General features: G+C 58.7%; 23 protein-coding genes. 7 read left to right on the top strand and 16 right to left on the bottom strand.

Features of this window, described 5'->3' with window-relative positions:
- Window positions 1-441 (top strand): lactoylglutathione lyase, encoded by a 441-nt coding sequence (gene gloA, locus HVA01_RS08725; protein ID WP_146874916.1) that lies wholly within the window; start codon window positions 1-3, stop codon window positions 439-441.
- A gap of 29 nt (window positions 442-470) precedes the next feature.
- The gene (locus HVA01_RS08720; protein WP_146874914.1) at window positions 471-926 is read left to right on the top strand and encodes an META domain-containing protein; all 456 of its coding nucleotides are present in this window, start codon (window positions 471-473) and stop codon (window positions 924-926) included.
- Between the two features lie 14 nt (window positions 927-940).
- Here HVA01_RS08720 and HVA01_RS08715 read toward each other — a convergent pair whose 3' ends face one another.
- The 15 genes from HVA01_RS08715 to HVA01_RS08645 form a co-directional block, all read right to left on the bottom strand.
- The gene (locus tag HVA01_RS08715; protein WP_146874912.1) at window positions 941-2074 is read right to left on the bottom strand and encodes an FAD-dependent oxidoreductase; all 1134 of its coding nucleotides are present in this window, start codon (window positions 2072-2074) and stop codon (window positions 941-943) included.
- Window positions 2071-4218, bottom strand: a complete 2148-nt coding sequence (locus tag HVA01_RS08710; protein ID WP_146874910.1) for a dihydrolipoyl dehydrogenase family protein — start codon at window positions 4216-4218, stop codon at window positions 2071-2073. Before HVA01_RS08710 ends, HVA01_RS08715 begins: the two co-directional genes overlap by 4 nt.
- 139 nt (window positions 4219-4357) lie before the next feature.
- On the bottom strand, window positions 4358-4981 hold the full coding sequence (locus HVA01_RS08705) for a TIGR04282 family arsenosugar biosynthesis glycosyltransferase (protein WP_146874908.1): 624 nt from the start codon (window positions 4979-4981) through the stop codon (window positions 4358-4360).
- Window positions 4971-5681, bottom strand: a complete 711-nt coding sequence (locus HVA01_RS08700) for a TIGR04283 family arsenosugar biosynthesis glycosyltransferase (protein ID WP_246129561.1) — start codon at window positions 5679-5681, stop codon at window positions 4971-4973. Before HVA01_RS08700 ends, HVA01_RS08705 begins: the two co-directional genes overlap by 11 nt.
- Complete coding sequence (locus HVA01_RS08695) at window positions 5668-6306, bottom strand: ATP-binding cassette domain-containing protein (RefSeq protein ID WP_146874904.1); 639 nt, start codon at window positions 6304-6306, stop codon at window positions 5668-5670. The genes HVA01_RS08700 and HVA01_RS08695 overlap by 14 nt, the downstream gene beginning before the upstream one ends.
- Window positions 6307-6316: 10 nt before the next feature.
- On the bottom strand, window positions 6317-7990 hold the full coding sequence (locus tag HVA01_RS08690) for an ABC transporter permease (protein ID WP_146874902.1): 1674 nt from the start codon (window positions 7988-7990) through the stop codon (window positions 6317-6319).
- Window positions 7991-7992: 2 nt separating this feature from the next.
- Window positions 7993-9213 carry an ABC transporter substrate-binding protein gene (locus HVA01_RS08685; RefSeq protein ID WP_146874900.1) on the bottom strand — a complete coding sequence of 407 codons (1221 nt, stop codon included), beginning with the start codon at window positions 9211-9213 and terminating at the stop codon, window positions 7993-7995.
- A 38-nt stretch (window positions 9214-9251) separates the two neighbouring features.
- Window positions 9252-10286 (bottom strand): aminoglycoside phosphotransferase family protein, encoded by a 1035-nt coding sequence (locus tag HVA01_RS08680; protein WP_146874898.1) that lies wholly within the window; start codon window positions 10284-10286, stop codon window positions 9252-9254.
- 133 nt (window positions 10287-10419) lie between these two features.
- Complete coding sequence (locus HVA01_RS08675) at window positions 10420-11127, bottom strand: ZIP family metal transporter (protein WP_146874896.1); 708 nt, start codon at window positions 11125-11127, stop codon at window positions 10420-10422.
- A gap of 90 nt (window positions 11128-11217) precedes the next feature.
- Window positions 11218-14064: a valine--tRNA ligase gene (locus HVA01_RS08670; protein ID WP_146874894.1), complete on the bottom strand. Its 2847-nt coding sequence runs from the start codon at window positions 14062-14064 to the stop codon at window positions 11218-11220.
- 95 nt (window positions 14065-14159) lie between these two features.
- Window positions 14160-15359 carry an MFS transporter gene (locus HVA01_RS08665; RefSeq protein ID WP_146874892.1) on the bottom strand — a complete coding sequence of 400 codons (1200 nt, stop codon included), beginning with the start codon at window positions 15357-15359 and terminating at the stop codon, window positions 14160-14162.
- 1 nt (window position 15360) lies between these two features.
- The gene (locus HVA01_RS08660) at window positions 15361-18819 is read right to left on the bottom strand and encodes a DEAD/DEAH box helicase (RefSeq protein WP_146874890.1); all 3459 of its coding nucleotides are present in this window, start codon (window positions 18817-18819) and stop codon (window positions 15361-15363) included.
- A gap of 120 nt (window positions 18820-18939) precedes the next feature.
- Entirely contained in the window at window positions 18940-19371 is a 432-nt protein-coding gene (locus HVA01_RS08655) for a DNA polymerase III subunit chi (protein ID WP_146874888.1), read from the bottom strand.
- Between the two features lie 87 nt (window positions 19372-19458).
- Window positions 19459-20592: a branched-chain amino acid aminotransferase gene (locus HVA01_RS08650; protein WP_146874886.1), complete on the bottom strand. Its 1134-nt coding sequence runs from the start codon at window positions 20590-20592 to the stop codon at window positions 19459-19461.
- A gap of 164 nt (window positions 20593-20756) precedes the next feature.
- Window positions 20757-22280 (bottom strand): leucyl aminopeptidase, encoded by a 1524-nt coding sequence (locus tag HVA01_RS08645; RefSeq protein ID WP_146874884.1) that lies wholly within the window; start codon window positions 22278-22280, stop codon window positions 20757-20759.
- Between the two features lie 123 nt (window positions 22281-22403).
- Between HVA01_RS08645 and lptF the strand changes: the two genes are divergently transcribed.
- The 5 genes from lptF (at window position 22404) to bfr (ending at window position 26108) form a co-directional block, all read left to right on the top strand.
- Window positions 22404-23483 (top strand): LPS export ABC transporter permease LptF, encoded by a 1080-nt coding sequence (gene lptF / locus HVA01_RS08640; protein WP_146874882.1) that lies wholly within the window; start codon window positions 22404-22406, stop codon window positions 23481-23483.
- Window positions 23483-24547, top strand: a complete 1065-nt coding sequence (gene lptG, locus HVA01_RS08635) for an LPS export ABC transporter permease LptG (protein ID WP_146874880.1) — start codon at window positions 23483-23485, stop codon at window positions 24545-24547. Before lptF ends, lptG begins: the two co-directional genes overlap by 1 nt.
- A gap of 36 nt (window positions 24548-24583) precedes the next feature.
- Window positions 24584-25057 carry an RDD family protein gene (locus tag HVA01_RS08630; RefSeq protein WP_146874878.1) on the top strand — a complete coding sequence of 158 codons (474 nt, stop codon included), beginning with the start codon at window positions 24584-24586 and terminating at the stop codon, window positions 25055-25057.
- A gap of 158 nt (window positions 25058-25215) precedes the next feature.
- The gene (locus tag HVA01_RS08625) at window positions 25216-25422 is read left to right on the top strand and encodes a (2Fe-2S)-binding protein (protein ID WP_146874877.1); all 207 of its coding nucleotides are present in this window, start codon (window positions 25216-25218) and stop codon (window positions 25420-25422) included.
- A 203-nt stretch (window positions 25423-25625) separates the two neighbouring features.
- Window positions 25626-26108: a bacterioferritin gene (bfr, locus tag HVA01_RS08620; protein ID WP_146874876.1), complete on the top strand. Its 483-nt coding sequence runs from the start codon at window positions 25626-25628 to the stop codon at window positions 26106-26108.
- A gap of 110 nt (window positions 26109-26218) precedes the next feature.
- On the opposite strand, the gene sodC is transcribed toward bfr, so the two are convergent.
- Window positions 26219-26755, bottom strand: a complete 537-nt coding sequence (gene sodC / locus HVA01_RS08615; RefSeq protein ID WP_146874874.1) for a superoxide dismutase family protein — start codon at window positions 26753-26755, stop codon at window positions 26219-26221.
- Window positions 26756-26973 lie beyond the last annotated feature (218 nt).

Below are 26973 nucleotides of genomic sequence, written 5' to 3'. Positions count from 1 at the left end.
ATGCAATATCTACACACCATGGTCCGCATTAGTGATTTGGATGCTTCACTGCATTTTTACTGTGACCTGCTAGGCCTTAAAGAAGTCCGCCGCAAAGAGAATGAAAAAGGCCGCTTTACGCTTGTTTTCCTCGCCGCCCCTGACGATGAGGAACGTTCCGCCCAGCTCACCGCCCCTGAACTGGAACTGACCTATAACTGGGACCCGGAAGAGTATACCGGCGGGCGCAATTTCGGCCATTTGGCCTACCGTGTGGAGGATATTTACGCGCTTTGCCAAAAGCTCCAGGATAACGGCGTGACGATTAATCGCCCGCCCCGCGACGGCCATATGGCGTTTGTTAAGTCGCCTGATGGTATCTCGGTAGAGCTGCTGCAAAAGGGCGATGCGCTAGCGCCACAAGAGCCCTGGGCGTCGATGGAAAACACCGGCAGCTGGTAAGCGTGCCATAGGAAAGGATCACCAAGACCATGAAAGGTTGGCATTTACTGCCATGGCTTACCTCGGCCGCGCTGCTATTAAGTGCCTGTAGCAGCGCGCCGGGGCCAAGCTCGGCGCCGCGGGAAGAACCCAGAGGGGCTGAACTCTCCGGGCCTATCGTTGAGCAGCGTTGGAATCTACTGCTGGTGGGCACCAATGAGCGGCTATCGATGCCGGAAACGCCATTTTTCCGGATTGATAATGCAGGCAACGTTAGCGGTCACGACGGCTGTAACCGCTTTAGCGGTGAGGTAACGCTAGGCGATAACCAGCGTATCGAGTTTAGCGAGCTGGCAACCACACGCATGGCTTGCCCGCAAATGAACGATGCCCAGCGCGTCACCGATATGCTGGAGACTGCCTACCGCTATTTGATTGACCATGATCGGTTGGTGTTCTTTGGTCCGGATAGTCGCGTGTTAGGCGGCTGGCGCGAAGCACATTAATTCGTGTTCAAAAATTAGTCCTCAAAAGGCGGATTGAAGCGGGCGATAAAGCGCGCGTCAATCCGCCTTTTCCATTGCCATACCCACTTTCCTGCCACCCCAAAGGCGCCGCGGCTGGCAATCGCGCGGCCGTCGCCGGTGCCAATCAGTGCCAATACGCGTTTGGGCGGATGCCAGGCGGTTAACGGCTCATTGTGGCAGGCGCGGCGCAGGTTGTCCGCTAAGTGCGGGCCCATGCGCACCGCATAAACCCCTGCATTCGGCAGGGGTGGCGTCAACGCCGCACAGTCACCAGCGGCAAAAATTCCCGGCTGGCCAATGACTTCCAACGTATTGTCGACACCAATGAAGCGGTGCTTATCCAGCGGCAGCGGGGTATCAATCAGCCAGTGGTGGCCGACTGCCCCGGTTGCCCACAGCACAATGTCGGCACGAACGATCAGGTTACAATGAGTTAATACGCCGCCGTCTACCAAGGCACGCCCACGTACCTGCCGGTGCACGTGAATGCCTGCGCGTGATAGCGCTCGCTGGGTCAGCCAGCGCGGCAGGTAACCGGCACCAGGCAGTAGTGCGTCGCTGGCACTGAGCAAATGGCCCTGCCAGTCGATATCCGGACGCTTTTCACGTAGCTGGGCCAGCACGCTCATCAGCGTTTCGCAGCCAGCGGCTCCACCGCCAACGCCCACAACGCGTTGGGGGATATCACGGGGCAGTTGGCGAATATCATCTTGTAGCCCCTGCCAGCGCTGGTGCAGCGTGCTTAGTGGGCGCATGGCCAGCAGTTTGGGGGACTGTTCGCCGTGCTGCTCTGGGCTGGCCAGGGTCGAGCCGATATTTAACGAGGCGACGTCAAACGCAATGCGCTCGCCATCGGCAAGCGCTACGTAACGCGCCTGGGTGTCGATGGCGTTAACGGGTGAAACAATAAGCCGCGCATTGGCACGCTGACACAGCGCCGCCACGTCAATTTGCGTTTCACGCAGCGTACACTCTCCCGCCAGCCATGCCGGTACGCTGCCGGAGTAAGCGGCTAAAGGACTGTCGCTGACAACGGTAATCGCGATGCCCGAATCAGGCTGTTGGGCAAAGGCTTCAAGCACCAAGGCATGGGCATGGCCCGCGCCGATGAGTAACAGCCGCTTCATTGTCCTTCACCGCGCCGCCAGTTGAAGTAGCGCTTCAAGAGTGCCAGCACCCGCTCGGGTTTATGGGCGTTTTTCCAAACGCCAGCCGTGGCTTTGGCGGCCTCGCCAAGTGTTGGGTAGGGGTGAATGGTCCCCAGCAGCTTGTTGAGCCCCAGACCGTGCTTCATGGCAATGGTGAACTCACCTAGCCACTCGCCGGCGTTTTCGGCCACGATGGTTGCGCCGAGAATCTTGTCGCGGCCGGGCACGGTCAGTACTTTAATAAAGCCCTCGCTGGCGCCTTCGGCAATCGCGCGGTCGCTTTCGCTCATGGCATAGCGGGTTACTTCATAGGCAATGCCTTTATCGATCGCCTCCTTCTCGTTGAGCCCGACCCGGGCGACTTCCGGCTGTACATAGGTAACGGCGGGCATGTAGCGATAATCCACTGCAAAGCTTTTCAGCTCGCCAAACAGCGCATTGACCGCGGCGTGCCATGCTTGATGAGCCGCCGCGTGGGTGAGCTGGTAAGGCCCAGCCAAATCACCGCAGGCCCAGATATTGGGCAGGCGGGTTTGCAGCCGCTCGTTAAGCTCCAGGGTGCCAGCTTGCGTGGTGGTGATGCCCAGCGCCTCAAGCCCCAAGCCCTCCACATTGGCTTGGCGGCCCACGCTGACCAGCAGATAGTCAAAGGCAAGCGTGACGCGCTCGCCCTGATGCTCGACGGCTAGCTGATAGCTACCCTCTTCCTCACTAAGCACTTCCAGCGCCTGGGTGTTGGTCATTACCGTGACACCTTCGCCAGCCAGGGTGGCTGCTACGTGCTCGCCGACCTCATGGTCTTCGCGGCTCAGCAGTTGGGGAAGTCCTTCCACCAGGGTGACCTGACTGCCCAGGCGGGCAAAACTTTGGCTCAGTTCACAGCCGATCGCGCCGCCGCCGAGTACCACCAAGCGCTTGGGCAATTCAGTTAACGACCAGAGGTTCTCAGACGTCAGCACCGGCGCTAGTTCGATGCCCGGTAGCGCCGGCACCCGTGGCCGGGCGCCGGTGGCCAAAACGATATGCCGGGCGGTGAGGGTTTTATCACCGACCTGAATCTCCCAAGGCGAGCGCAGCATGGCGTGGTCCTGGTAGACCTCAACGCCCAGGCCTGTGTAGCGCTCAACGCTGTCGTGGGGTTCGATCGCGGTAATCGATTGATGGACGTGTCCCATCACCTTGGCAAAATCGATCTGTGGTTCGCGGGCGGAGACACCGAAGCGATGCGCGGTGCGGATCTCATGGGCGGCACGGGCGGCGCGAATGAGCGCCTTGGAGGGCACGCAGCCGGTATTCAGACAGTCGCCGCCCATTTTATGTTTTTCCACCAGTGCCACCTTGGCGTTAACCGCACTGGCGATATAGCTGGTGACCAACCCCGCGGAGCCAGCGCCGATCACTAGGATGTCGTAGTCAAATCGCTGCGGGCGGGTAAAACCTTGATAGGCCTTGCGCTTTTGCACCAACAGCACAATGCGCCGGGCTATCCAGGGGAAAACCGCCAGCAGTGCAAACGACGCCAGCAGCGTCGGCGAGATAATGCCGCCTAAGCTTTCCAGCTCACCGAGCTGGCCGCCCGCATTGACGTAGATCGCCGTGCCGGGAAGCATGGCCACTTGGCTTACCCAATAAAACGTGATGGTTTTAATCCGCGTTAGCCCCATGACGAGATTGATCATAAAGAACGGAAAGGCAGGCACTAAACGCAGCGTAAAGAGGTAAAGGGCACCGTCGCGCTCGACGCCGCGATTCACCGCGGCGAACTGACGTGGGAAGCGTCTCTCAATCGGCTTTTGGAATAAAAACCGTGATAGTAAAAAAGCCAATGTAGCACCCAGGGTGCTGGCAAACGAGATGATCAACAGCCCCCAACCGAGGCCAAAGAGCGCCCCGCCCAACAATGTCAGCAGCGTTGCACCCGGCAGGGAAAGCGCGGTCATTACTACGTAAACGGCAAAAAAGATGCCGGCCACCTGCCAGGGGTGTTGGTTGAACACCGCTTGGAAGTCGCTTTGGTAGGCTTTTAGCGTATCCAGGGTGAACCATTGATGGGCACCGCTGAGAAAATACGCCCCAATGGCGATTAGCAGTAGCGCGGCAATAATCAAACGTTGTCGGGTCACGGTAGGCTCCAGCGCTTAGTGATAAAAATCGTTCTGCTCAATCAAGCTGCTCAGTTGTGCTGCCCAGCTGTGCTGCTCAGTTATGCGAAACAGTTATGCAAAACAGTTATGCGAAATAGTGTGAAAACAGCCAGTTTCCTTACACCGCGACGGTTAAGCCTTTCCAGCGCTGCCAGTCTTCGGGACGATCGACATCCCAAATGGTGGCTGGGTAAGCGGCCGTTAAGCCGAGGGCTGCAATCCGTTGCTGCGTTGCAGTCAGTACGCTCTCGCTGCCCCAGGGGATCGCCTCAAACAGCCCGGGGTAGTCTTGGCGGGTGCCGATCAAACCGTAGCCGCCGTCTTCAGCGGGTAATATAACCACATCGTGGCTGGCCAGCCGGTGGGCGCAGGCCGCAATCAGTTCAGCGCTGATGCTCGGGCAGTCGCTGCCCATTAGCATGGTGGGGCCTGGGGTGCTGTTCAGCGCGCAACGAATCCGGGCGCCCAGGTCGCCGTCGGGTTGGGGGGTTAAGGTCAAACCCAACGCCTCACGAAGCTCAATAAACAGCGGGTGGGCGTGATCAAGCGCGGTCCATAGCGTGACCCGTGCGGCAGGCAGCGCCTGGCAGGCGTTGGCGACGCAGTGCCTGACTAGTTCGGCATGGGCGAGGGCGGCGCCGTCAGCACCTAGCAATGGCGCTAAGCGTGTTTTCGCCTGCCCTGGCAGCGGTGCCTTGGCCAGCAGGTGCAAGTGAGGCAGCGCCTCGCTTTTAACGGGCATCGCGATACTCCTTGGCGAGTTGGATGGCGCTCGCGCCGCGCCAGTAGCGATAGCGCAGCCGCCACATCAGGTAGATGGTTTGCCATGCGCCGTGCTGATCCCAGCGCCTTCCCGAGCTTACCACTTTGGCCTTCAAGCAGGCGGGGGAAGATATCTGTTTGAGCCGCTTAGACAGCGCAATATCTTCCATCAGCGGCTGCTCAGGAAAGCCACCCACGGCCTTGAAGGTGCTTGCGCGGACAAAGATGCCCTGGTCGCCGGTGGCGATGCCGGTAAGCTTCGAGCGCTGAATCATCATCCAGCTGACCACGGGTAACCAGCGGCTGCGGCCTGAAAGCGCAATAGCAAAGCGCCCCCAGGCGTGGCGGTTAAGCGCCTGGGTGATCTGCTCAACGGTGTCTTCGGGCAGTTGGGTATCCGCATGCAAAAACAACAGCGCTGGGGCGCTGGCCTGCTGTGCGCCCAGGTTCATTTGCCGCGCGCGGCCAGGCTGGCTGCTGAGCACCTGATCCGCCAGTGGCTGGGCGGCGCAACCGCTGTTATCGCCGCTGCCGCCGTCCACCACAATTACTTCGGCCCGTTGAGAAAGGGGCTGGCCACGCAGCGGTTGTAGCGCTGCGAGCATCGCTGCAATGCCCGCGGCCTCGTTTAGCACCGGTATCACGATGCTGAGACGAGGTGTCTGTTCACCCGAGTTCAATGACTTGCCCTCCCGCCGCCTTGGCATCTGCATGGTCGTGAGTTACCAGCAGCGCGGGCAGGCCAGCCGCGTGCAGCTGGCTAAACACCAGCGTGCGCATCTCCTGGCGCAGCGCGGTATCCAGCTTGGAAAACGGCTCGTCCAGCAGCACCGCTTGGGGCTTGGAGAGCAATAGGCGCATGAGCGCCACCCGCGCTTTTTGCCCGCCGGAAAGCGTGGCCGGGTCGCGGTTTTCAAAGCCTGCCAGCCCTACTTGCGCCAAGGCCTGCGCCACTTGCCGTGACTTATCAGTGACGCCAGACGGTAAGCCAAAGCGTAAGTTGCCGCCCACGCTGAGATGCGGAAATAGCAAGGGGTCTTGGAACAGCAGCCCGATACCGCGCTTCTCCGCCGGTAAATTGAGCAGATTGCGCTCGCCCAGCCAGACGCCGCCGTTGGCGCTAAAGGCCGGGTCGAGAAAGCCCGCCATATACGCCAGCAGGGTGGATTTTCCCGAGCCGGAAGGGCCCATCACCGTGAGCGCTTCACCCGGCGCAATGGTGGCGTCCACTGCCAATAACGCTCGGTCCGCGAGGGCGATTTGAATTTGCTCAAGGCGCAGCGGTGCGGTAGCGAAAGCGGTCACGGCAATCCTCTTAGGTCGCGAGTTCACGGCGCTTGGCACCCAACAAGCGGGGTAGCGCCAAGGCCAGCATAAAGCCAACCAGCGGCAACCCCGCCTGGACGAGCGCCCAAACGCCGATTAAACGTCGGTTATTGCCAGAAGCGAGCGCCACGGCCTCCGTCGTCACGGTGGTCACGCGGCCCGCACCGAGCAGTTGAGTGGGCAAATATTGGCCAATGCTGATCGCCAAGCCTACCGCAAAAGCCGTTAACAGCGGGGCTAATAATAGCGGCAGGCGAACTCGCCAAAAAGCAGCGTTACGTGACACGCCGAGTGAGCGCGCCACCTGCAGCCAGCGGGGATCCAAGCGGCGATAGGCTTCGGCCAGTGAGAGGTAGACATAAGGCAGCACAAACAGCAGGTGGCCGGCGATGACCAAGCCTAGCTGAGGGCGAATGCCCAGGCTTTCCGCCGCCACGATTAACCCAAACAGAAAGGCAATCTGCGGCACGATAAGCGGTAAATACAGTAGCCACAGCGCGCGCTTGGGCTGAAGGTGCTGGCGGTGTTCATTTTCCAGCGTTGCCAAGACCAGCGCCGTGGCCAACGCCGTGGAAATCAGGCCGATCAGCGCGGTATTAAGCAGTGGTTTGGCGAGCATAGGGGCGCTGCGCTGCCAGTGATCCAGCGTCAACATCTGCGGCAGCAGCTCGGGAAAGCGCCAAAAGCCCGCCAGTGAAAAAAGCCCCAAACCGACCAGGGCCGCTAGCGCCGTCATACTTGATAACAGTAACGCCGAGCGGCCCACCACGCGCAGGGCGGTTTCTCCCCGCTGGCGGCCGCCGTTGGTCAGCCAGTTTTGCATCAACAGGCGGGTCAACTGCTCAAGCAGCCACCAGCAGAGCAGCGCCGCGAGGGTTACGCCAAGTTGCAGTACCGCGGCCGCCGAGGCCATAAAGCGGCGGGTGATATCCGGGTCGTTGAACCAGTTCAAGATAGACACGCTAAGCGTAGGTGGCAGCGTTGGGCCCAGGATCAGGGCCATGTCCACCACCGAGGTGGCGTAGGCGATGACCGCATACACCGGCAGGCGGATCAGCGGATACAGCGAGGGCAGCACGGTTTTTAACCAGGCAATCGTAGGCGAATAGCCCAGCGAGCGCGCCAACATCAGCCGATTATCCACCTGTAACTGCGGTAAGGCGGCAAGGCTCATCAGCAGTAGAAAGGGCATTTCTTTCAGCACCAGTCCCGCTATTAGCGAAAGCCCCCAGGGGTCATTGACGATTAGCGCGTCCGGCGGACGCTCCCAGCCCGTTAGCGAGGGGGATAGCAGCCGGGCCACCAGGCCCGAGGGCGCAATCAAAAAGGCAAACCCAAAGGCAACCGCTGCATGGGGAACCGCCAGCAGCGGTGAGACGAGCCGCCGAATACCGCGGTCTAACCACGTGCCTCGGCTGGCCGCCAAAAACAGCACCACCATCATCAGCGCCATGGCCGTGCTGACCAAGCCACTGGCAAAGCTGACCGCTACTGAGCGACCCAGACCCGGCTGGGCAAACAGCGTCTGCCAGGGGGCTAAGCTTGCGTGGTGGCCGCCTAGCGCTGGCAGGTAGCCAAACGCGGGCAGCAGAACCATTACCAGCCCCGCTCCAACGGGCAGTACCAGCAACGCGATGATCAGCGCCGGGGCCAGCCGCAGCATTGTTAGTTAACGCCGTAACGCTCAAGCCAGGCGTCTTGCAGCGCCGTCATCCAACTCGGGTGCGGCTCGGGTAGGGTGTTGGATAGCGCGTCGGCGGGCAGTTCAGACGGGTGGCGTTCCCCCTGCTCAAACAGCGCTTGGGCATCGGCGTCTAGCTGTTCGATATCCAGCACGCTACGGTCGCCCCACATGGCCAGCGACTGCTTTTCGGCCTGGGCTTGTGGGGAGAGGAGAAAGTTGGCGAGCACCATGGCACCGGCTTTATGTGGCGAGTTATAGGGGATTGCCACAAAGTGGACGTTACCCAGCGTGCCGCCTTCCAATACATAGCTGCGTACGCTTGCGGGCAGTTCGTACTCCCTCACCGCCACGGCGGCATCGGTGGGGTAGAACGAAAACGCCAAACTTAGCTCGCCATCGCTCATCAGCGCGCGCAAGTGAGGGCCTGAATCGGGAAACGCTCTTCCGCTACGCCACAGGTGCGTGTGCAGCGCATCTAAATAGGCCCACAGAGGTTCTGTCACGGCCTCGAAGTCGGTGTCCTTCACCGGCTGGTAAAGCGCCTCATCCTGGTCGGTGAGTTCGATCAGCGCCTGCTTTAAAAAGGTGCTGCCGGTGAAGTCGGGAATGCGTGGGTAGCTGAACTGACCGGGGTTATTCTTGGCCCACTCAAGTAGCGCCTGCATATCCTGGGGCGGTGTCTCGGTTTGGGCGCTGTCGTAATAAAAGGTGATCTGCGCTTTTCCCCAGGGTGACTCGTAGCCGTCGGTGGGGAGGGTAAAGTCGGTGACGACCTCGGGGTTCTCGTCGGCGTTAGTGAGCGCAAAATTGGGCAGTGCGCTGGCGAAGGGGCCAAACAGCAGGTCGTTTTCGCGCATGGCGGCAAAGTTCTCGCCATTGATCCAAATCAGATCAATACTGCCGTCGTCGTGGTTGCCCGCCTGCTTTTCCGCCAGCACCCGCGCCACCGCGCTGCCGGTATCGTCCAGCTTGACGTGCTCCACATCAACATCGTGTTGCGCCTGCATTTGCTCGGCTACCCAGTCGATATAGCGATTGGTGCGCGTATCGCCACCCCAGGCGTTCCAGTAAACGGTTTGACCTTCAGCCTCATCCAGCACCGCTGGCCAATCGCTGGGGTCAGGGTCGGCGGCGGCTGGAAGAGCCAGCGCCAACATCGTCATGCTAATCGTGGCAACCAGGCCGTTGCGGTTATTCGGCATCGCACACCTCACTTAAAATTATTCAAATTGGACAAGCGTTACAGGGAAGCCTGTAAGCACTGTAGCTCGCTGTGAACGTGATCAATAATCGGCATGGATAAGTAGTGCTCAACGCGGTCACGCACGTGGTCAATCACCGCGGGGTCGGTGAGTTCCGCCGACCAGTCTTCACCACGCTGCTGGGCATCCTGGGCGTTTAAGTACTGGGAGCGCCACTTGGCGCACCAGGTCAATGACCATAGCCAGGTAGCACGGCGGCAGGCAACCAGGGTATCGGTATTGGGCGTTTCACTCATGGCCGCCTGCCAGCGACGGTAAAAGTGGATCACTTCCTCTAGCGTCAGCACCGCCTGGCTGCTGATATCCCAGGTGGTCGAGGTGTAAAGCGAGGTGTGGGCGAGGTCAATCCCCGGCAGTCCATAGCGGCACTTTTCTAAATCTACCAGCACCGCGCGGCCATCGTCGCGGATTAAAAAGTTACCGGGGTGGGTGTCAAAGCTAATTAGCGTCGGGGTGACATCGCTTAAACGGGGCGGGAGTAGATCCAGCTCCTGCTTGATGCGCTGAGTGACTTTGCTCGAAAGCTGGGCATCCGCTAACCATTGGGCTTGTTGATGCACTTCACTGACCATGGCCTGCCAAGGGTCAGTCGGCGCGAGCAGCGGCGCCTGCTCACTAGGCAGCGGTTGGCGGTGCAGGCTAGCCAACGCTTCCGCGATGGCGGGCAGGTCTTCCGGTAGCTGAGCCAAACGGCCGCGGATAGCTTCCACCAGCAGTCCGCCACGGGGTAGCTGGTCACTTGGCGGCAGTACGTCATAAAGCCGAGGCGTGTGCCCGCCAGGGCTCGAGCGCTCATAGCACGCCGACTGATACGCCAGGTTTTCTTCCGGCGGCAGGTTCATCTGGCTCTGCTTGGGCAGCCGCGCTACCCAGTCATCACCTTCGCGGTGAATCCACACATGATCGTGAGCAAGCCCGGTATCCGCCATCGGGGTGAGCGTTTGGTAGCTAATCCCAGCGCGTTTTAATTCGCGTGCCAGCGCGTCTAAGCGTGCTTCAGTTGGTGTCGGCATAGTAGCGTCCGTGTCGTTGCTGAATCAGCGATGCCACTCAGTGGCGATTCTTGTACCAACCTTACACGTTTTATAAGCAAAAGTGGCTAGGGCGACGGTGATAGAGGGGAAACCCTTATTTATAAACTGAGGGCTAGCCTAAAAGCTGCTTACTCAGCATGCCGATGATGAAGCCAAGTACGGCACCCAGTGAGGGTGTCCAACGGCGGCGCATTCGCGCTTGCGGCGCAATGTCCTGAAACACCAGATACAGAATGCCGCCTGCTGCAAAGCTCATGATCATCGCCGTAATTTGTGGCGCCTCACTCAGCCACCAATACCCCATTATTGCAGCCAGCGGCCCGAAAAACGACACGCCCAATAGTCCCCATAATGCTGTTTTAGTCGTTAACTTCGCGGCTCGTAATTCACGATAGGCGTTAAATCCTTCGGGGAAATTTTGTGCCGCTATAAAAATAGCCAGTAAGACACCCAGTTGCGGGTTAGCAGCAAACACCGCGCCAAGTGAAATCGCTTCCGGCACAAAGTCTAATAACATCGCCATAAATTGTGCGACATTGCCTTCATTGTTTTGCAACCAGGCGTCCAAAATACAAAAAGTGATTCCGCCTGCCGCAAACAACCCCGTTAATTGCCAAGCATTTAACTCACGCATACCCTCTGGCACCAGCGCAAAGGCCACTGCGGCCATTAAAATGCCACCGCCAAACGCTGTGATGCCATGCACCAGCTCTTGTTTGGCAAGCGTATTAGCAGTGCCCTCAACATGCGCTAAAAAGCCGCCGAAAAGAGCCATAAGACCGGCGCCCCAGGCGATGAAAAGCATGACATAAACACTCATTGATCCACCAGTTCCCACATCGGTTGCCAAAAAACAAAAACGGCACCGATGAGGTGCCGTTTTTGTTTCGCTACTACCTACGAACCAACCTTACAACGCTTCAATTTTCGCTTTTTGTTCTTCCAACAGCTTTTTAGCGGCTTGGAATTCGGCCAGCTTGCTGCGTTCTTTATCCACCACGGCGAGCGGGGCTTTGGCGATAAAGCCGTCGTTGCTGAGCTTCTTCTCGATGCCGCCGATCAGCTTGTCCTGCTTGTCGATTTCTTTGCTGAGGCGTTTGAGCTCGGCATTTTTATCGATCAAATCCGCCATTGGCACCAGCACTTCCATATCGCCGACTAGCTGTGTGGCTGAGAGGGGTGCGTCGTCGGGGTTGTCAAGCCAGCTAACGCTTTCCAACTTGGCCAGTTTTGAAAGGAAGTGGCGGTTGCTCTCCAGGCGCTTGGCGTCTTCCGGTTTGCCTTTGGTGAGCAGCACGTCCAGCGGTTTGCCGGGGGCGATGTTCATTTCAGCGCGGATATTACGTACGGCGATAATGACGCCTTTCAGCCACTCAATATCCCGGCTGGCCTGGTCGTCGATTTTGCTTTCGTCGACTTCCGGCCAGGCTTGCAGCATGATCGAGGCGTCTTCGCCCATATACATGCCCGCCAGCGGGGACACGCGCTGCCAAATCTCTTCGGTGATATAGGGCATCATCGGGTGAGCCAGGCGCAGAATCGCTTCGAGTACACGTACCAAGGTGCGGCGCGTTCCCCGCTTCGCCTCTACCGTGGCATTTTCATCCCATAAAACAGGCTTGGAAAGCTCCAAATACCAGTCGCAGTACTCGTTCCAAACGAACTCATACAGCGCCTGGGCGGCGTGGTCGAAGCGGTACTCTTCCAGCGCCTTAGTGACCTGGGCCTCAACCTTTTGCAGCTGCGAGATAATCCAGCGGTCGGCCAGGGAAAGCTCAACCTCGCTACCATCGGTGCCGCAGTCCTCGCCTTCAGCGTTCATCAACACGTAGCGCGAGGCGTTCCACAGCTTGTTGCAGAAGTTGCGGTAGCCATCCAGGCGGTTCATATCAAACTTGATATCGCGCCCGGTGGTGGCTTGGGAGAGGAACGTAAAGCGCAGCGCATCGGTGCCGTGGGCTTCAATGCCGTCTTTAAATTCGTCCTTGGTGGCCTTGGCAATCGCCTTGGCCTGTTTCGGCTGCAGCATATTGCCGGTGCGTTTTTCGAGCAGCGCATCCAGGCTGATGCCGTCGATCAGGTCGATGGGATCCAGCACATTGCCCTTGGATTTGGACATCTTCTGCCCCTGACCGTCGCGCACCAAGCCGTGCACGTAAACCGTCTTGAACGGTACCTGCTTGGTGAACTTCAGGGTCATCATGATCATCCGGGCGACCCAGAAGAAGATAATGTCAAAACCGGTGACCAGCACGCTGGTGGGGTGGAAGGTTTCCAGCTCCGGCGTTTGTTCCGGCCAGCCGAGGGTGCCAAAGGTCCACAGGCCTGAGCTGAACCAAGTGTCGAGTACGTCTTCGTCCTGAGTAAGCACCACCTCGGGGTCGAGTGCGTACTTCTCCCGGGCTTCCTCTTCGCTGCGGGCAACGTAGACGTTGCCTTCGGGGTCATACCAGGCGGGAATGCGGTGGCCCCACCACAGCTGGCGGGAGATGCACCAGTCCTGCAGGTCGCGCATCCAGGCGAAGTACATGTTTTCGTAATTTTTGGGCACGAACTGGATATCGCCACTTTCCACTGCTTCAATGGCGGGCTTGGCGAGGCTTTCCACGGCCACAAACCACTGGTCGGTCAACAGCGGCTCGATGACGTCGCCGGAGCGGTCGCCATAGGGCATGGTGTTGTTAACAGCTTCGACTTGTTCCAGCAGGCCCAGGGCATCCATATCGGCGACGATCAGCTTGCGCGCTTCAAAGCGGTCGAGCCCGGCGTACTTGGCGGGCAGGCGGGCGTCTGCATCCGGCTGGGGTTGGCCCTTGAGATCAAAGATCTCGGCCTGCTCAAGAATCGCCGCGTTTTTAGAGAAGACGTTGATCAGCAGGTGGTTCTGGCGCTTGCCGACTTCGTAGTCGTTGAAGTCGTGAGCCGGGGTGACCTTGACGCAGCCGGAGCCTTTTTCCATATCAGCGTGTTCGTCGGCGACCACCGGAATACGACGACCGACCAGCGGCAGCTCGATGAACTTGCCGACCAGCGAGGCGTAGCGCGGATCGTCTGGATTCACCGCCACGCCGGTATCGCCCAGTAGGGTTTCCGGGCGGGTAGTGGCGACCACCAAGTAATCCTTGCCGTCGTCGGTTTTAACGCCGTCCGCCAGCGGGTAGCGGAAGTGCCAGAAGCTGCCCTGCTGCTCTTTGTTCTCCACTTCCAGATCAGAAATGGCGGTGTGCAGCGTGGGGTCCCAGTTGACCAAACGCTTGCCGCGGTAAATCAGTTTCTCTTCATGCAGGCGCACAAACACTTCCTGCACCGCTTTGTAGAAACCGTCGTCCATGGTGAAGCGTTCACGCGACCAGTCAACGCTGGCACCCATGCGGCGCAGCTGGCGAGTAATATGGTCGCCCGATTCTTGCTTCCACTCCCATACTTTATCGATAAACGCATCGCGGCCGAGATCATGGCGGGTTTTGCCTTCTTCGGCGGCGATTTTGCGCTCTACCAGCATTTGCGTGGCGATACCGGCGTGGTCGGTGCCTACCTGCCACAGGGTATTGTTACCCTGCATCCGCTTCCAGCGCGTCAGGGTATCCATGATGGTGTCCTGGAACGCGTGGCCCATGTGCAGGCTGCCGGTCACATTGGGCGGTGGAATCATGATCGAAAAGGGCCTGCCCTTGCCGGAAGGGGCGAAGCGGTTGTCGGCTTCCCAGCGCTCGTACCAGCGGGTTTCGATCTGTTCGGGTTGGTAGGTCTTTTCCATGGAGAGTCGGCTCACGGCTGGCGAGAAATGTACAAAATATGAAAATGTATAGCGCAAGAGTATACCGCGATAGCGCATGGATCGTCAGGGGCTACTCACGCTCGATTATCGACCGTCATGGTATGGGCGGAAAACCCGCGCATGGCGATTAGCCCGAGGATGGGCCCCGGCAGCAGCCACCAAATCACTGCCAGCGACTGGCTCGACCACAGCGCGGTAACCAGGGCGATGGAGGGGATGGTCAGCCCAAAGCCAATCGCATTCATCATCGCCAGCGCCGCCCCCAACCGCTCGGGTGGGGCAGTCGCCGAAGCCAGCGCAGAAAACTGCGCGGAATCGGCAATCACGCTAACGCCCCATACGCCGAGCAGCGCCAACAAAAGCCAGGGCGATGCGCTGCCAAGCAGGGGATAAATCAAACACAGCGCGCCGGAGACTGCCAGCGCCACGCAGGCCACACGATCGCTGCCGATGTGGCGGCTCCATTTGCCCGCCAGCACGCAACCGGGCAAGCCCAGTGCAATGACCGCAAAGCTTAGCCACGGTTGAGCGCCATTGGTGGCGCCCAAGCGCTCTAGCTCCCGGGCGACCAGGAACGGCACCAGCGCCCACAGGGCATACAGCTCCCAGCAGTGGCCAAAATAACCCAGCGCAGCGGCACGAAAACGCGGCTGCCTAAAGGCGGCTAACCCGGCCCAGGGGCGGCCGCTTTTGGCGATGGCAGGAAGGTGCGGCCCAACGCCCAGTTTGAAAATCATCAGCGCGGCGACCAGCGCCAACAGCGAGGCAAGCAGCAGCGGCCACTGCCAGGGTAAGTGCAGCGTTAAACCGCGCAGTAGATGCGGCGAGGCAATGCCCAGCGTCAGCATGCCCACCAGCCAACCCAGCGCGGCGCCTGCGTGGCTGGGTGTCCAGCTCACCACCAACTTCATGCCCAGCGGATAAATCCCCGCCAGACAGAGCCCGGTGGCAAAGCGCGCAATAGCGGCCAGCGTGACGCTTTCGGCCACGCCGATAAACGCAGCGTTGATCAGCGCGCCGAGAACAGCCGAGACCGCAAACAGGTGGCTGGCGCGAATGCGGTCGGCAAGACCGGTGGTGGCGATCAGCAGCGTGCCGCTGATAAACCCCGCCTGAACGGCGATGGTGAGCAGACCTAAATCGCTCTCGCTAAGGCCCACGGCCTCCTGCAGCGCCAAACCAACGCCATTAACGCTAAACCATAGCGAGGTGCCAAACAGTTGGGCGATGACGATAACGGCGAGCGGAAACCGTCGAAGGTTTAAGCTCGACATATCAGGCGTCCAAAGGCGCAAACAGTTCGGCGAGGTCGTTTTCGTCAAACGCAAGCTTGCCTTTGTCGTCTTGTGGGTGCGTTTCGGGAGCCAGAATCGAGCTGGCAAGGTCGGCTTTGTGGGTTTGTAAGGCCATAATGCGCTCCTCGACCGTGCCGCTAGCCACCAGCTTGTAGACAAACACCGGGTTCTGCTGGCCAATCCGGTGGGCGCGGCCGGTGGCCTGGGCCTCCACGGCGGGGTTCCACCAGGGGTCGTAGTGGATCACGGTATCTGCTTGGGTGAGATTGAGCCCGACACCGCCCGCTTTAAGGCTAATCAAGAAGACGGGCACGTCGCCGCGCTGGAACTGCGTCACGTAGTCGCTGCGCTTAGCATTGGGGGTCTGGCCGGTGAGCATCAGGTGGGCAATCTTATCCTGCTGCAGCGCGTCGCTAATCAGGTCGAGCATCTCGGTAAATTGCGAGAACACCAGGATATGGCGCCCTTCGTCAATCAGCTCGGGCAGCAGTTCACGCAGTAGCTCCAGCTTCACGGAGCGGGTGACGCGCTGGGCACTATCGAGCTTGACCAGGCGTGGGTCGCAGCAGACCTGACGGAGTTTTAACAGGGCGTCGAGCATCACGATGCCAGACTGCGCCAAGCCGCGCTTTTCGATCGATTGGCGCAAGCGCTCATGCTGGGCGATGCGAAGGCTCTCGTAGAGCTCGCGCTGCTTGCCGACCAGTTCGACGCTGCGCTGAATGTCTGTCTTCTCAGGCAGGTCGGTGAGCACTTCTTGTTTGGTACGCCTTAGCAGCAGCGGGCGAATGCGGCGCAAGAGCCGCGCCCGGGCATCGCTATCGGCGTGCTGTTCGATGGGGCGGCGGTAATGTTGGCCAAACCACTGCTGGCTGCCAAGAAAGCCGGGGTTAATGGCATCGAGTTCAGCCCATAGTTCGCCCAAATGGTTTTCCAGCGGGGTGCCGGTCAAGGCGAGGCGGCGCTCTGCGTTTAGCCCCCGCACGGCTTTGGCCGTTTGGGCGGCGGGGTTTTTGATCGCTTGGGCTTCATCAAAAACCGCAAGACTGAACCGCTGGGCGCTTAGCGCTTCGATATCGCGAATCAGCAGGGGGTAGGTGGTAATGACGATATCGGCGCTGCCCATACGTTCCAACAAGCGGGCGCGCGCCGCCTTACTGCCGACCACCGCCAGCGCGCTCAGGGTGGGCACAAAGCGTGCGGTTTCGGCCTGCCAGTTGCCCACCAGGCTGGTGGTGGCAACGATCAGTACTGGGCCGTTGAGATTGCCACGCTGGCGCTCATCAAGAATATGCGCCAGCACCTGAATGGTTTTGCCCAGCCCCATGTCGTCAGCGAGAATGCCACCGATATTGAGCGTCGCCAGAAAACGCAGCCAGGCAATGCCTTCGGCCTGATAGGGGCGCAGCGTGCCAGCGAAGGCCTCCGGGGTGGGTAACGCTGGTGGCAGTTGGTGCAGCGCGGCGGCCAGCTGTTGTACATTTTCTCGCCCTTGCCACTGTTCTTGCTTGGCCAGGGCGTCCAACTGGCTAGCCTGAGTAACGGGCAGCGCCAGTGTTTCGCGGCCGGGATTGTCGCGCAGCCAGTCGATGATGGGTGACATTAGCTCGCGCAGCCGCCCAAGGGGGAGTACGGCGAAATGGTTATCGCCCAGGGCGACATTCCAAGTGGCATCTTCAACCTCGCCGGGCTCGGGCTCAATGGGGAAGTCTGGGTGATCGAGTAGCTGCCCCAGCAGTGGCAGCAAGCTGACGCGTTCGCCTTCCAGATCAATATCCAGCGAGAGCGTGAACCAGCCGCCGCCACCTTCCTCAAGCTCGCCATACCAGGCATCGGGGGTGAGGTAGGTCGGCTCGTCGGGAAAGTCGTCATCAAAGGTAATGGCAACGCCTTGCTGGCGCAGCTGGTGGATCATCGGCCACCACTCATCGGGAGTTGCCAGGCAGTCGGGCCACTCTTCTATGTGGGTGGGCAATTGCTGGTCACGCAGCAGCACCATACTGGCCGGGTCGAAGTCCTCCGAGGGCTGATTGGATTGCGCCAACAGCGTTACCAGCGGGGCCATGCCGCTGGGCAGTTGACGGACGAGGGCTTTTTCCGTTTCTGGCTGACGGGTTATATCAACCAGTTCATTTCCTTGCTGAAAATGTACCTGTGATGTGTCATCGAGTGGCACTGAAATACCGTCATAATCAATGCGTAAAATGCCTAGGCCTAGCGTATCGGTAGGTGCAGCACGGTTCGGCTGAGCGAGTGCCAGTAGCTGCATATGCATTGATAACGTCGGTTTAACATCGTTGATCTGACGTTTTACGGGCGCAGCAGGGGCCTTTAGCTGCTTGGGCCGCTGCGGCATTTGTTCAAGTTGTTGGGCCAGCCAAGCGGCTTTTTCAGGCGGCAATCCTGGGGCCATCTCCAACTGGGTAAACAGCGTCGTGTCGCCCTCAACAGGACCAAAGCACGCTTGGTTAAGATCGAATTGCCACAGGGCGTTGCCGATCGCCACCAGCGCGACGCGGTGATTGTCCACCGGGACATCATCGAGCAACGCGACAGGATGCTGCAGCCCATCCTCCCCTAGCTGCCAGTCGAGGGTTAGCGTGCGATCTGGAGTGTAGTGCAGCGCCGCGCCGGTCTGCTTGTTGTGGAAGATCGGCGGCGGCTCGGTGCTTTCAAGCAAACGAAGGAGTGCCCGCTGTTGCAGGTCGGTTGCCAGGGGATACTCTTCAATTGTCCTAATATCGCGGTGGCGTTGGGGGGCGCCCTGCAAGAGCAGCTGCAGATTTTCTTCCACACCTTCGGGCCAGCCACTGGCTGGGGCAGGTTTTAGCCCCGTTGGCTGACGCTGGATGCCGATAGGGTCTACCCAGCGCTTGGCTGCTGCGCCCTTGAGCGCACGGGAGGGGCGCAGCCATACGGCAGCAATCTGCACGCTGATAGCGCGGTAACCTTTGTCGAGAGACAAAAAGAGCGCGAGGCGGCGATCACTTTCCACGTTTTGAGCGTCGTCTTCATGCGTCTTGTTGAACCGGTTGAGCCAGCGTTGCCATTGGCGCTCGTGCGCTTGGGTGATATCTGATTCAGCGGCGCTTTCGCTGATAGGGTCGGTTGGCGTGTGAGGCATCACCTCATTCATAAACGTCTGGATCAGCGCGACACCGTGCTTACAGTTCATGTGCACAGGGCAGTCGCAACTCGTAAACAGCGCCAGGCGACGATCTTGCTGTTGAATAAATGCTTGAACCGAATAATTGCCCGTATTGCCGTCGACGCTGCCATTTAAAAAATACGTTTGGTCGGTATGCTCTAAGCCGCCTAGTGTCACCCGCCCCTGGCGTGCGAGTGCCTGACCGCGTTTGCGGCTTTGTGCATCAAAATAGTGTGCCCAGTTGCCTGAGTCTAAGGCAATGGCGAGTTCAGCAGCAGGGTCTAAAGACACAGTCGATATGCTCCGTAACAGTGAACGTTTCGAGCCGAATCTATCAATCCCCAGGGCTCGTTGACCAGTATTGCCGCTTCGCCGGTTGGCTGGCTCATATCAAATGTGTCCCCAGGGTCGCTACCCCAACTTATGCGGCACAACTTCATGGCCCAATGCTTTATAGCGCTGCCAGCAGGCGCGTTTGGCGACGAGCACTTGTTGGTGCTGGTTAATTATCTCGGCGATCCGCGCGTAGTTTTCTACGCCGTCGGGAATGTCGGGGTGCAGGTTTAGCAGCGCGGTTTCTTCTGTGGGCACCGGCAGTTGCTGCCAGCCTAGCGTGATGGGCACGCTGGCGGCCATTTCGCTGTCTTCCAGGGCGTGGGGAAGGTAGGCGTCCGGGCGGAAATTCCACAGCGCGTCGTCGGCCTGCTCGGCGAGGGCTTTATCTTCGCAGTGCAGATGCAGGCGGTAGCCTTTTCGCCAGATGGTTTCGGCGAGTTTACAGGCAAACTGTAAGCGCGCTTCCAAGGTCGTATCGGGCAAAATGTAGAAATCAATGCGCGCCATAGCGGTTCCAGAGTGAACGGCTCCAAACAGCGCCGCCGCAAACGTTGCGGCGGCGATGAGGAGTGAAGCGTTGGGGTTAAAAACAGCTTAAACCAGTTGGGTGAGCCAGCCATGCTTGTCTTCGCTGCGGCCGTACTGAAGGTCGAGCAGCTTGGTGCGCAAGCGCATGGCGACTTCATTGCTGTCGTTATTGGCGTCGCCTGCCGTGAGGCGAATGCGCTCGTGCTCAGAGACCAGCTCGCCCACCGGTGTGATTACCGCGGCGGTGCCGCAGGCAAATATTTCGGTGATCTCGCCGGAGGCGGCACCTTCACGCCATTCGTCGATGCTGATCGGGCGCTCTTCCGGCGTTAGGCCTTCCTCTTTGGCAAGCGTCAATACCGAGTTGCGCGTGACGCCTTCCAAAATGGTGTCGGTCAGGCGCGGGGTCACTAAGCGGCCATCTTTGAAAACAAAGAACAGGTTCATGCCGCCCAGCTCTTCCACCCACTTGTTTTCGGCCGCATCGAGAAACGCGACCTGGCCGCACTGGTGGGCTTCGGCCTCTTTTTGCGCGGCTAGCGATGCGGCATAGTTGCCACCGCACTTGGCAAAGCCGGTGCCCCCTGGGGCGGCGCGCTTGTAGTGCGAAGAGAGCCAGATCGACACCGGGGCAACGCCGCCTTTAAAGTAGGCCGCCGCCGGTGAGGCAATCACGTAGTAATCGACCTCATGCGCTGGCCGCACGCCCAGAAACGCTTCAGAGGCGATCATAAACGGGCGCAGGTAGAGGCTGCACTCATCAGAAGCGCTGGCGGGCGTTGGCACCCAGGCGTGGTCTTGGGCCAGCAGGGCTTTCAACGAGCCGATAAAGTCTGCGTCGGAAAGCTCTGGCAGCGCTAACCGGCGGGCGCTGCGGCGGAAACGCTCGGCATTTTTCTCCGGGCGGAACGTCCAGATAGAGCCGTCGGCGTGGCGGTAGGCTTTAATGCCTTCAAAAATCTCCTGACCGTAATGCAGCACAGAGGCGGCCGGGTCGAGCGTCAAGGGGCCATAGGGGCGCACCTGATGGCCATGCCAGTCGGCGTCGACGGTCCAACGTATATGCGCCATGTGATCGGTGAAGTGCTTGCCAAAACCGGGATTGTTAAGGATGTTGGCACGGATCTCATCGGCCATCGGCTGATTGGACGGCAGGGTTTCAAACTGAGATGTAAACTGGGTATCTGAAGCTGTGGGCACGGCGTGTTGTCTCCGCTAGAGCCAGGCCCCGAAGGGCAAATATGAGCGTGTCATTAGGAGTAGCGTGTGCCTTTATGGCGTCGGCACACGCTAATACTTTCAGGTGTAACGGTTGCGCTTGCGAAAGGCAACCGTTGATCGCCTGATTGTGATGACGCGTTATGCTATTGGGTGTCGCTATTTTCTACTTGGGCGTCGGTTTCACGGTCCAGCAGGTACTGGGTTAGTAGCCCCACAGGGCGCCCGGTGGCGCCTTTCTGCTTGCCGGAGTGCCAGGCGGTACCGGCAATATCCAGGTGTGCCCAGGGGAAGTGATCAGCAAAGCGTGACAAAAAGCACGCTGCAGTAATCGTGCCCGCCGGGCGACCGCCAATATTGGCCAGATCGGCAAAATTGGACTCCAACTGTTCCTGGTACTCGTCCCACAGCGGCAGGTGCCAGGCGCGATCCCAGGCGGCTTCGCCCGCATCCAGCAGATCGAGTGCCAAGTCATCGTCGTTGGAGAGCAGGCCGGTGGCATGGTGGCCCAGGCCCACAATCACCGCGCCGGTGAGGGTGGCAATATCCACTACGCTGGCCGGAGTGAAACGCTCGGCGTAAGTCAGCGCATCGCAGAGTACCAAGCGGCCTTCCGCATCGGTGTTAAGCACTTCGACGGTCAGCCCTTTGAGCGTCTTGATGATATCGCCGGGCTTGGTGGCGTGACCGTCGGGCATGTTTTCCGCGGCGGCCACGATAAACACCAGGTTGAGTTTGGGCTTAATCGCCAGTACGGCTTTAACGGTGCCGAACACGCTGGCGGCGCCGCACATGTCGAACTTCATTTCGTCCATGCCTTCGCCGGCCTTGAGCGAAATGCCGCCGGTATCGAAGGTAATGCCTTTGCCGATCAGCACATGGGGGGCTTCATCAGCGCTTTCCGCGCCCTGGTATTTCATCACAATTAGACGCGAGGGCTCTTTGCTGCCACGGCCGACTGAGAGCAAAGAACCTGCGCCCAAGGCTTCTAGCGCTTCTTCATCGAGAATGTCGATTGCCAGCGCGCCTTTGGAGTCGCGCCCCAACTGCTGTGCCTGGTCAGCTAGGTAGCGGGGCGTGCAGACATTGGCGGGCAAATTACCCAGGGTGCGGGTGTAGTTAATGCCCTGACCAATGGCGTTACCCACCAGCGCGCCCTGTTTAACCAGCGGGGCCGCATCGATGTCGCTGATAATCAAGTTGAGCTTGGCGAGGCTAGGGGCGGGAGCAGGCGAGGATTTGAACTGGTCAAAGCGATAAATCGCTCGCTCCGCGGCTTCCATGACTTTGCGCGCTTTCCATGCCGCGTCGCGGTCAGCCAGTGGCACATCGTTAAAAACTACGCTGGCTTCATCGATAGGCAGTTTGATCAGTGCCATCATGGCAGCGTCCAGGGCTTTGATAAAAGCCGCTTCCTGGCATTTTTCGCGCTCTCCCAAGCCCACCAGTAGGATGCGTTCGGCGCCCAGGCCCGGCGCAAAGGGGACCAGCTGCACATTGCCCAACGCGGCATCAAAGTCGCCACGCTCCAGTAGTTGGCCAATCAGGCGCTCGCTGGCGTCGTCCAGTTTGGCGACGGTGGGCAGTAGCTCGCCAGCTTTAAAAACCGGCACCAAAAAGCAGGCCGTTTCGGCTTTGGCCGGGTTAGCAGTCTGAACGGAAAATTCCATGACGTCTCCAACAAGACAAGCATCGAGGGATTCGGGATAATGACCCGCTATTTAACGTTTGATTAGTGTACCCAAGCCATGGCCGTATTGCATGGCATCCTGCACGACTAGCCGGAGAGCGCGTTGATTTTATTTCGATATCTAACTCGCGAAGTGTTACTGACCATGTCGGCAGTCGCCGGTATTCTGCTGCTGGTGATCATGGGCAGCCGCTTTATTCGCTATTTTTCGGACGCGGCGGAAGGCGATATCCCGGTCACCATGTTAGGCAGCCTAATGATGTTCCACCTGCCTGGTTTTATGGAGCTAATCCTACCACTGGCGTTTTTTTTGGGCATCCTGCTGGCCTATGGGCAGCTGTATATGAACAGCGAAATCATCGTCATGGTCGCCTGTGGGATGAGCCCCTCACGGCTGTTAAAAGTGACCCTGCTGCCTGCCAGCGTAGTGGCAGTGCTGGTGGGTATCTGCAGCCTGTGGCTGACGCCGTATGGGGCGCTGCAAACCGAAACCGCACTGGAAGAACAGCGTAGTCGCCTGGATGTTTCGGTATTGGCGCCTGGGCGCTTTCAAGAGTTTGGCGGCGGCCGCACCGCGTATATTGCCGGCTTTTCTAGCGACGGCACGGAGATGCAGGACGTGCTAGTGCACGAACAAAACCAGCCCGGCGACGAGGGAACCCATGACTTCGTTACCCGTGCGGCCTCGGGTTATCAGGAAACCCAGCCCGACACCGGCAGCCGTTTTTTGGTGTTGGATGACGGTGAGCGCTACGGGGTGACGCCAGGCGATAAGAGCGCCGAACGGCTGACTTTCGAGCGCTACACGCTGCGCCTAGGGTTGAGCCACGACCGGCAGCAGCTTGATTCACTGGAGTATGCCACCACGCCCGCGCTATGGAATAACCCCAACCCCAGGGCGCAGGCCCAGTGGCAGTGGCGGGCAGGGCTTCCGCTGATGGTGTTTGTGCTGGCCTTGATGGCGCAGCCGCTTTCTCGCGTTAATCCCCGCCAGGGGCGCTTTGGCAAACTGCTGCCAGCGGTATTTTTATACGTTGCCTATCTCAGCCTGCTGCTCGCGGTTGTCGATGCGATTGGCAGTGGCACTTGGCCCACCATCCTGGGTGTGTGGCCGGTACACGGGCTGTTTTTAGGGTTGGGCCTGCTACTGCTGTGGCGCTCACAACGTAAGGGGATGCGTTAATGTTCATTGATCGTCTGGATCGTTATATCGCCCGCAACGTGCTGGCGGCCATTGTGGTCGTTCAGTTCGTGCTGTTGGGGTTGGATATCACCATTGCTTATATCGATGACTTAAACGATGTGCAGGTGGGCTACAGTGCCTTGGATGCGCTGTTTTACCTGCTCATGCGCACCCCTTGGCGTTTTTACCAGTATGCGCCGGTGGCGGTGTTAATTGGGGCGCTGATTGGCCTAGGCAGCATGGCCTCCAGTAACGAGCTCACCGTGATGCGCGCTGCTGGGCGATCGCTGGCGCGTATTGTATGGGGGGTGATGAAGCCAGTGCTGGTGGTGGTGATCGTGGTGCTGCTGGTCGCCGAGTACGTCAGCCCGCGCACCGAGCAGTATGCCGAAGCGTGGCGGTTGGAAAAACTCCAGGGGGAAGGCGCCATGCTGACCAGCCGCAGCGGCTGGCAGATCGAGGGCGACAGCGTTTACCGATTCGGGGCGATTCGTGCCGATGACGTGGTGCTCGACTTAACCCGCTACCGTTTTGATGGCCGCCAACTAGTCGAAGCCACCTATGCCCAGCGCGCCCGCTGGGAAGGCGATGCCTGGCGATTGGAAAACGTGGCGACCACGCACATTTTTGACGATCACACCGAGTCTGACCAAACGGCGAGCATGGGCTGGGAAACCTCGTTTACGCCCACCCAGCTAGAGCGGCTGTTGCGCGATATTGAGAGCCAGGCGCCCAGTGAACTGTGGGCCTATGCCCAGTTCCTGGAAGCGCAGGGCCTGCAGAATGACCAGGCGCTGCTGTATTTTTGGCAGAAGATGCTGATGCCGCTCACCATGGGGTCGCTGGTGCTGATTGCCGCCTCCTTCGTATTTGGCCCACTGCGTACCGTGGCCGCCGGTACCCGCGTGTTCTACGGCGTTATCACCGGGCTGAGCTTTAAATATATTCAGGATTTACTGGCGCCCGCCTCAACAATTTTCGGCTTTTCCCCCGTCTGGGCCGTGCTGGTGCCCACACTGGCGTGTGCGGGCGTTGGGATCTACTTTCTGCGCCGTAATGGTTAGCGATATTCGCCGTAAAAAAGCCAAAAAGAGAGAGCTATGAAGATACGACGTTTTACTCAGTTGGACAGCGTATGGCCAGCCGGTCTTGGCCGCCGCTTGGGCGCTATGCTGTATGACGGCTTTTTGGTCACAGCGATTTGGATCGCGGTGACCGTCGTCCATATGGTGTTTTTCCGCTATGTGCTTGGCCAGCAGCCCGAAGAGATTGGCACCACGGCCAGCGATATCTGGAGCCTGCGCATCATGCTGGTGTTTTTTGTCACGCTATTTTTTGTTTTCTCCTGGTCGCGGGGGGGCATGACCCTGGGCATGCAGGCATGGCGGCTACGGGTGCAAACGCTGGATGGCTACTCGCTGGATTTGAAGCAGTGCCTGATTCGCTGCGCGGTAGCCTGGGTATCGCTGCTGGCGTTTGGCTTGGGCTATGTATGGGTGTTATTTGATGCCGAACGGCGTAGCTGGCCGGATATTGCTTCCAACACGCAAACGGTAGTTTTGCCCAAAAAATAATTCCAGCGGGCGCGGGGCGAAAAGTAGAGTCGCGACAACATCTTATCGTGCTGCCGTTGCTTGTTAAGACGAATGGCTAACAAAAAAGAGTTATTTCTGCTTGATAAAATGTATGCGAATCATTTACATTCATCTCATGACTTTTATGAGGTGTCGCCATGTACGTTTGCGTGTGCAAGGGAGTAACCGACCATCAGATTCGCCAGCACGTTAGCGACGGAGCGCGCAGCTGGCGAGAGGTACGTGAAGCCACCGGCTGCGCAACGCAGTGTGGTAAATGCGCGTGCTTTGCTAAAACGATTACCCGCGATGCCTTACAGGAAGCGCGCCAAGAAGCCGATATGGGCCTTGCATACGCGGTGTGACGCGAATCGCTATTGTTAGGGTTATCGTTAGCAAATATATGATTTGCTTGAACTTTTAGTCACTTTGTCTATACTCCCATGAACGCTGGGAGTATAGCTATGTGCGTCTACATTTCTCCATTGACGTAACTGCTTGATCGCATTATCTAAAGCCAGCTTAAAGACAGCTTAAGCATCAGCATTACAGTAGAAAAGGTGACGTTATGAAAGGTGATCCAAAAGTTATTCAGCATCTCAATATTGCCCTCGGCAATGAGCTGGTCGCGATTAACCAGTATTTTTTGCATGCTAAAATGTATAAAGATTGGGGCTTAAAAGCGCTGGCCAAATGGGAATACGACGAATCCATCGAAGAAATGCAGCACGCTGATAAAATTATCGAGCGTATCCTGTTTCTAGAAGGTGTGCCCAATCTGCAAGACTTGGGCAAGCTGTACATCGGCGAAAACGTTAAAGAGATGCTCGAGAGCGATCTAAAAATCGAGCACGATGGCCGCAACGATTACATCGAAGCGATCACCTACTGCGAAAGCGTTAAAGATTACGTTACTCGCGATATGCTGCGTGACTTGCTTGCCGACGAAGAAGATCACATCGATCATATCGAAACCGAGCTTGGTTTGATCGATAAAGTGGGTATTCAGAATTACATGCAGCGTCAAATGCAGATGGCTGGCGACGAGTAACGCGCTTTAGCCAATATTGTTAGCTAACTGTTTCGTTCAGCTAATCATATAACGCAAAACGGGCAGCCACTTGGCTGCCCGTTTTGTTGCGCTGAAATGCAAACCTGGCATTAAGACTCAACGACACCGCAGGCCATGCGGGCGCCGCCACCGCCAAGATGCGGCTCATCCGAGTAGGTATCGCCGCCTGCGTGAATCATTAAGCTACGGCCTGACATATCTGCCATGCTCAGGCGCGGGGCCAAGACGGGCAGATTGGCTTCGCCATCATCATTCACCGTCAGCACCGGAAGATCACCTAGGTGGCCTTCACCGTAAGGGCCTTGGTGAGTGTCGGTCTCTTCGGGGTCATAGTGCCCGCCAGCCGAAAGTGCGGCGGTCATTTCACCGTCGTCATTCTCTGCGGGGTCACAGCTAGCGTTCTGATGCACGTGAAAGCCATGAACGCCGGGTTCAAGGTCCGTCAGCGAAGGCGTGAGTAATAAACCGTGATCCGTATGCTCAAGGGCTACGGTACCAATCGACTCTTCGGTTCCATCGGCGCTGACTTTATGCATTTCGACGTCAAGGGTTTCGTTGGCTTGAGCTGCTGAAGTGGCGAGTAATAGTGACGCAGCAATAGCCGTCAATGGTGTTGAATAGCGCATAACATTTTCTCCTTCCAAGTCCATGGAAACGCTGTGTAGTAGCGTTGCTCATTTAAGGTAGCTGCCTAATGGTTGCGGCGCCAGCTTACCCTGTGAGTGATGGGGTGCGATCTCACTCACCTCAGTATTTGTTAAATCGCGCGCTGGGTGAGAAGGAGAATTACCGTATCGAGCGGATGACATCTCGCTGCCCAGCCGCGACAATAACGGCCTTTCTT

Source organism: Halovibrio variabilis (assembly GCF_007991175.1).
Lineage (GTDB): Bacteria > Pseudomonadota > Gammaproteobacteria > Pseudomonadales > Halomonadaceae > Vreelandella > Vreelandella variabilis.
Note: the sequence above shows the minus strand (reverse complement) of the source record. Positions and strands in the feature narration are given on the sequence as shown.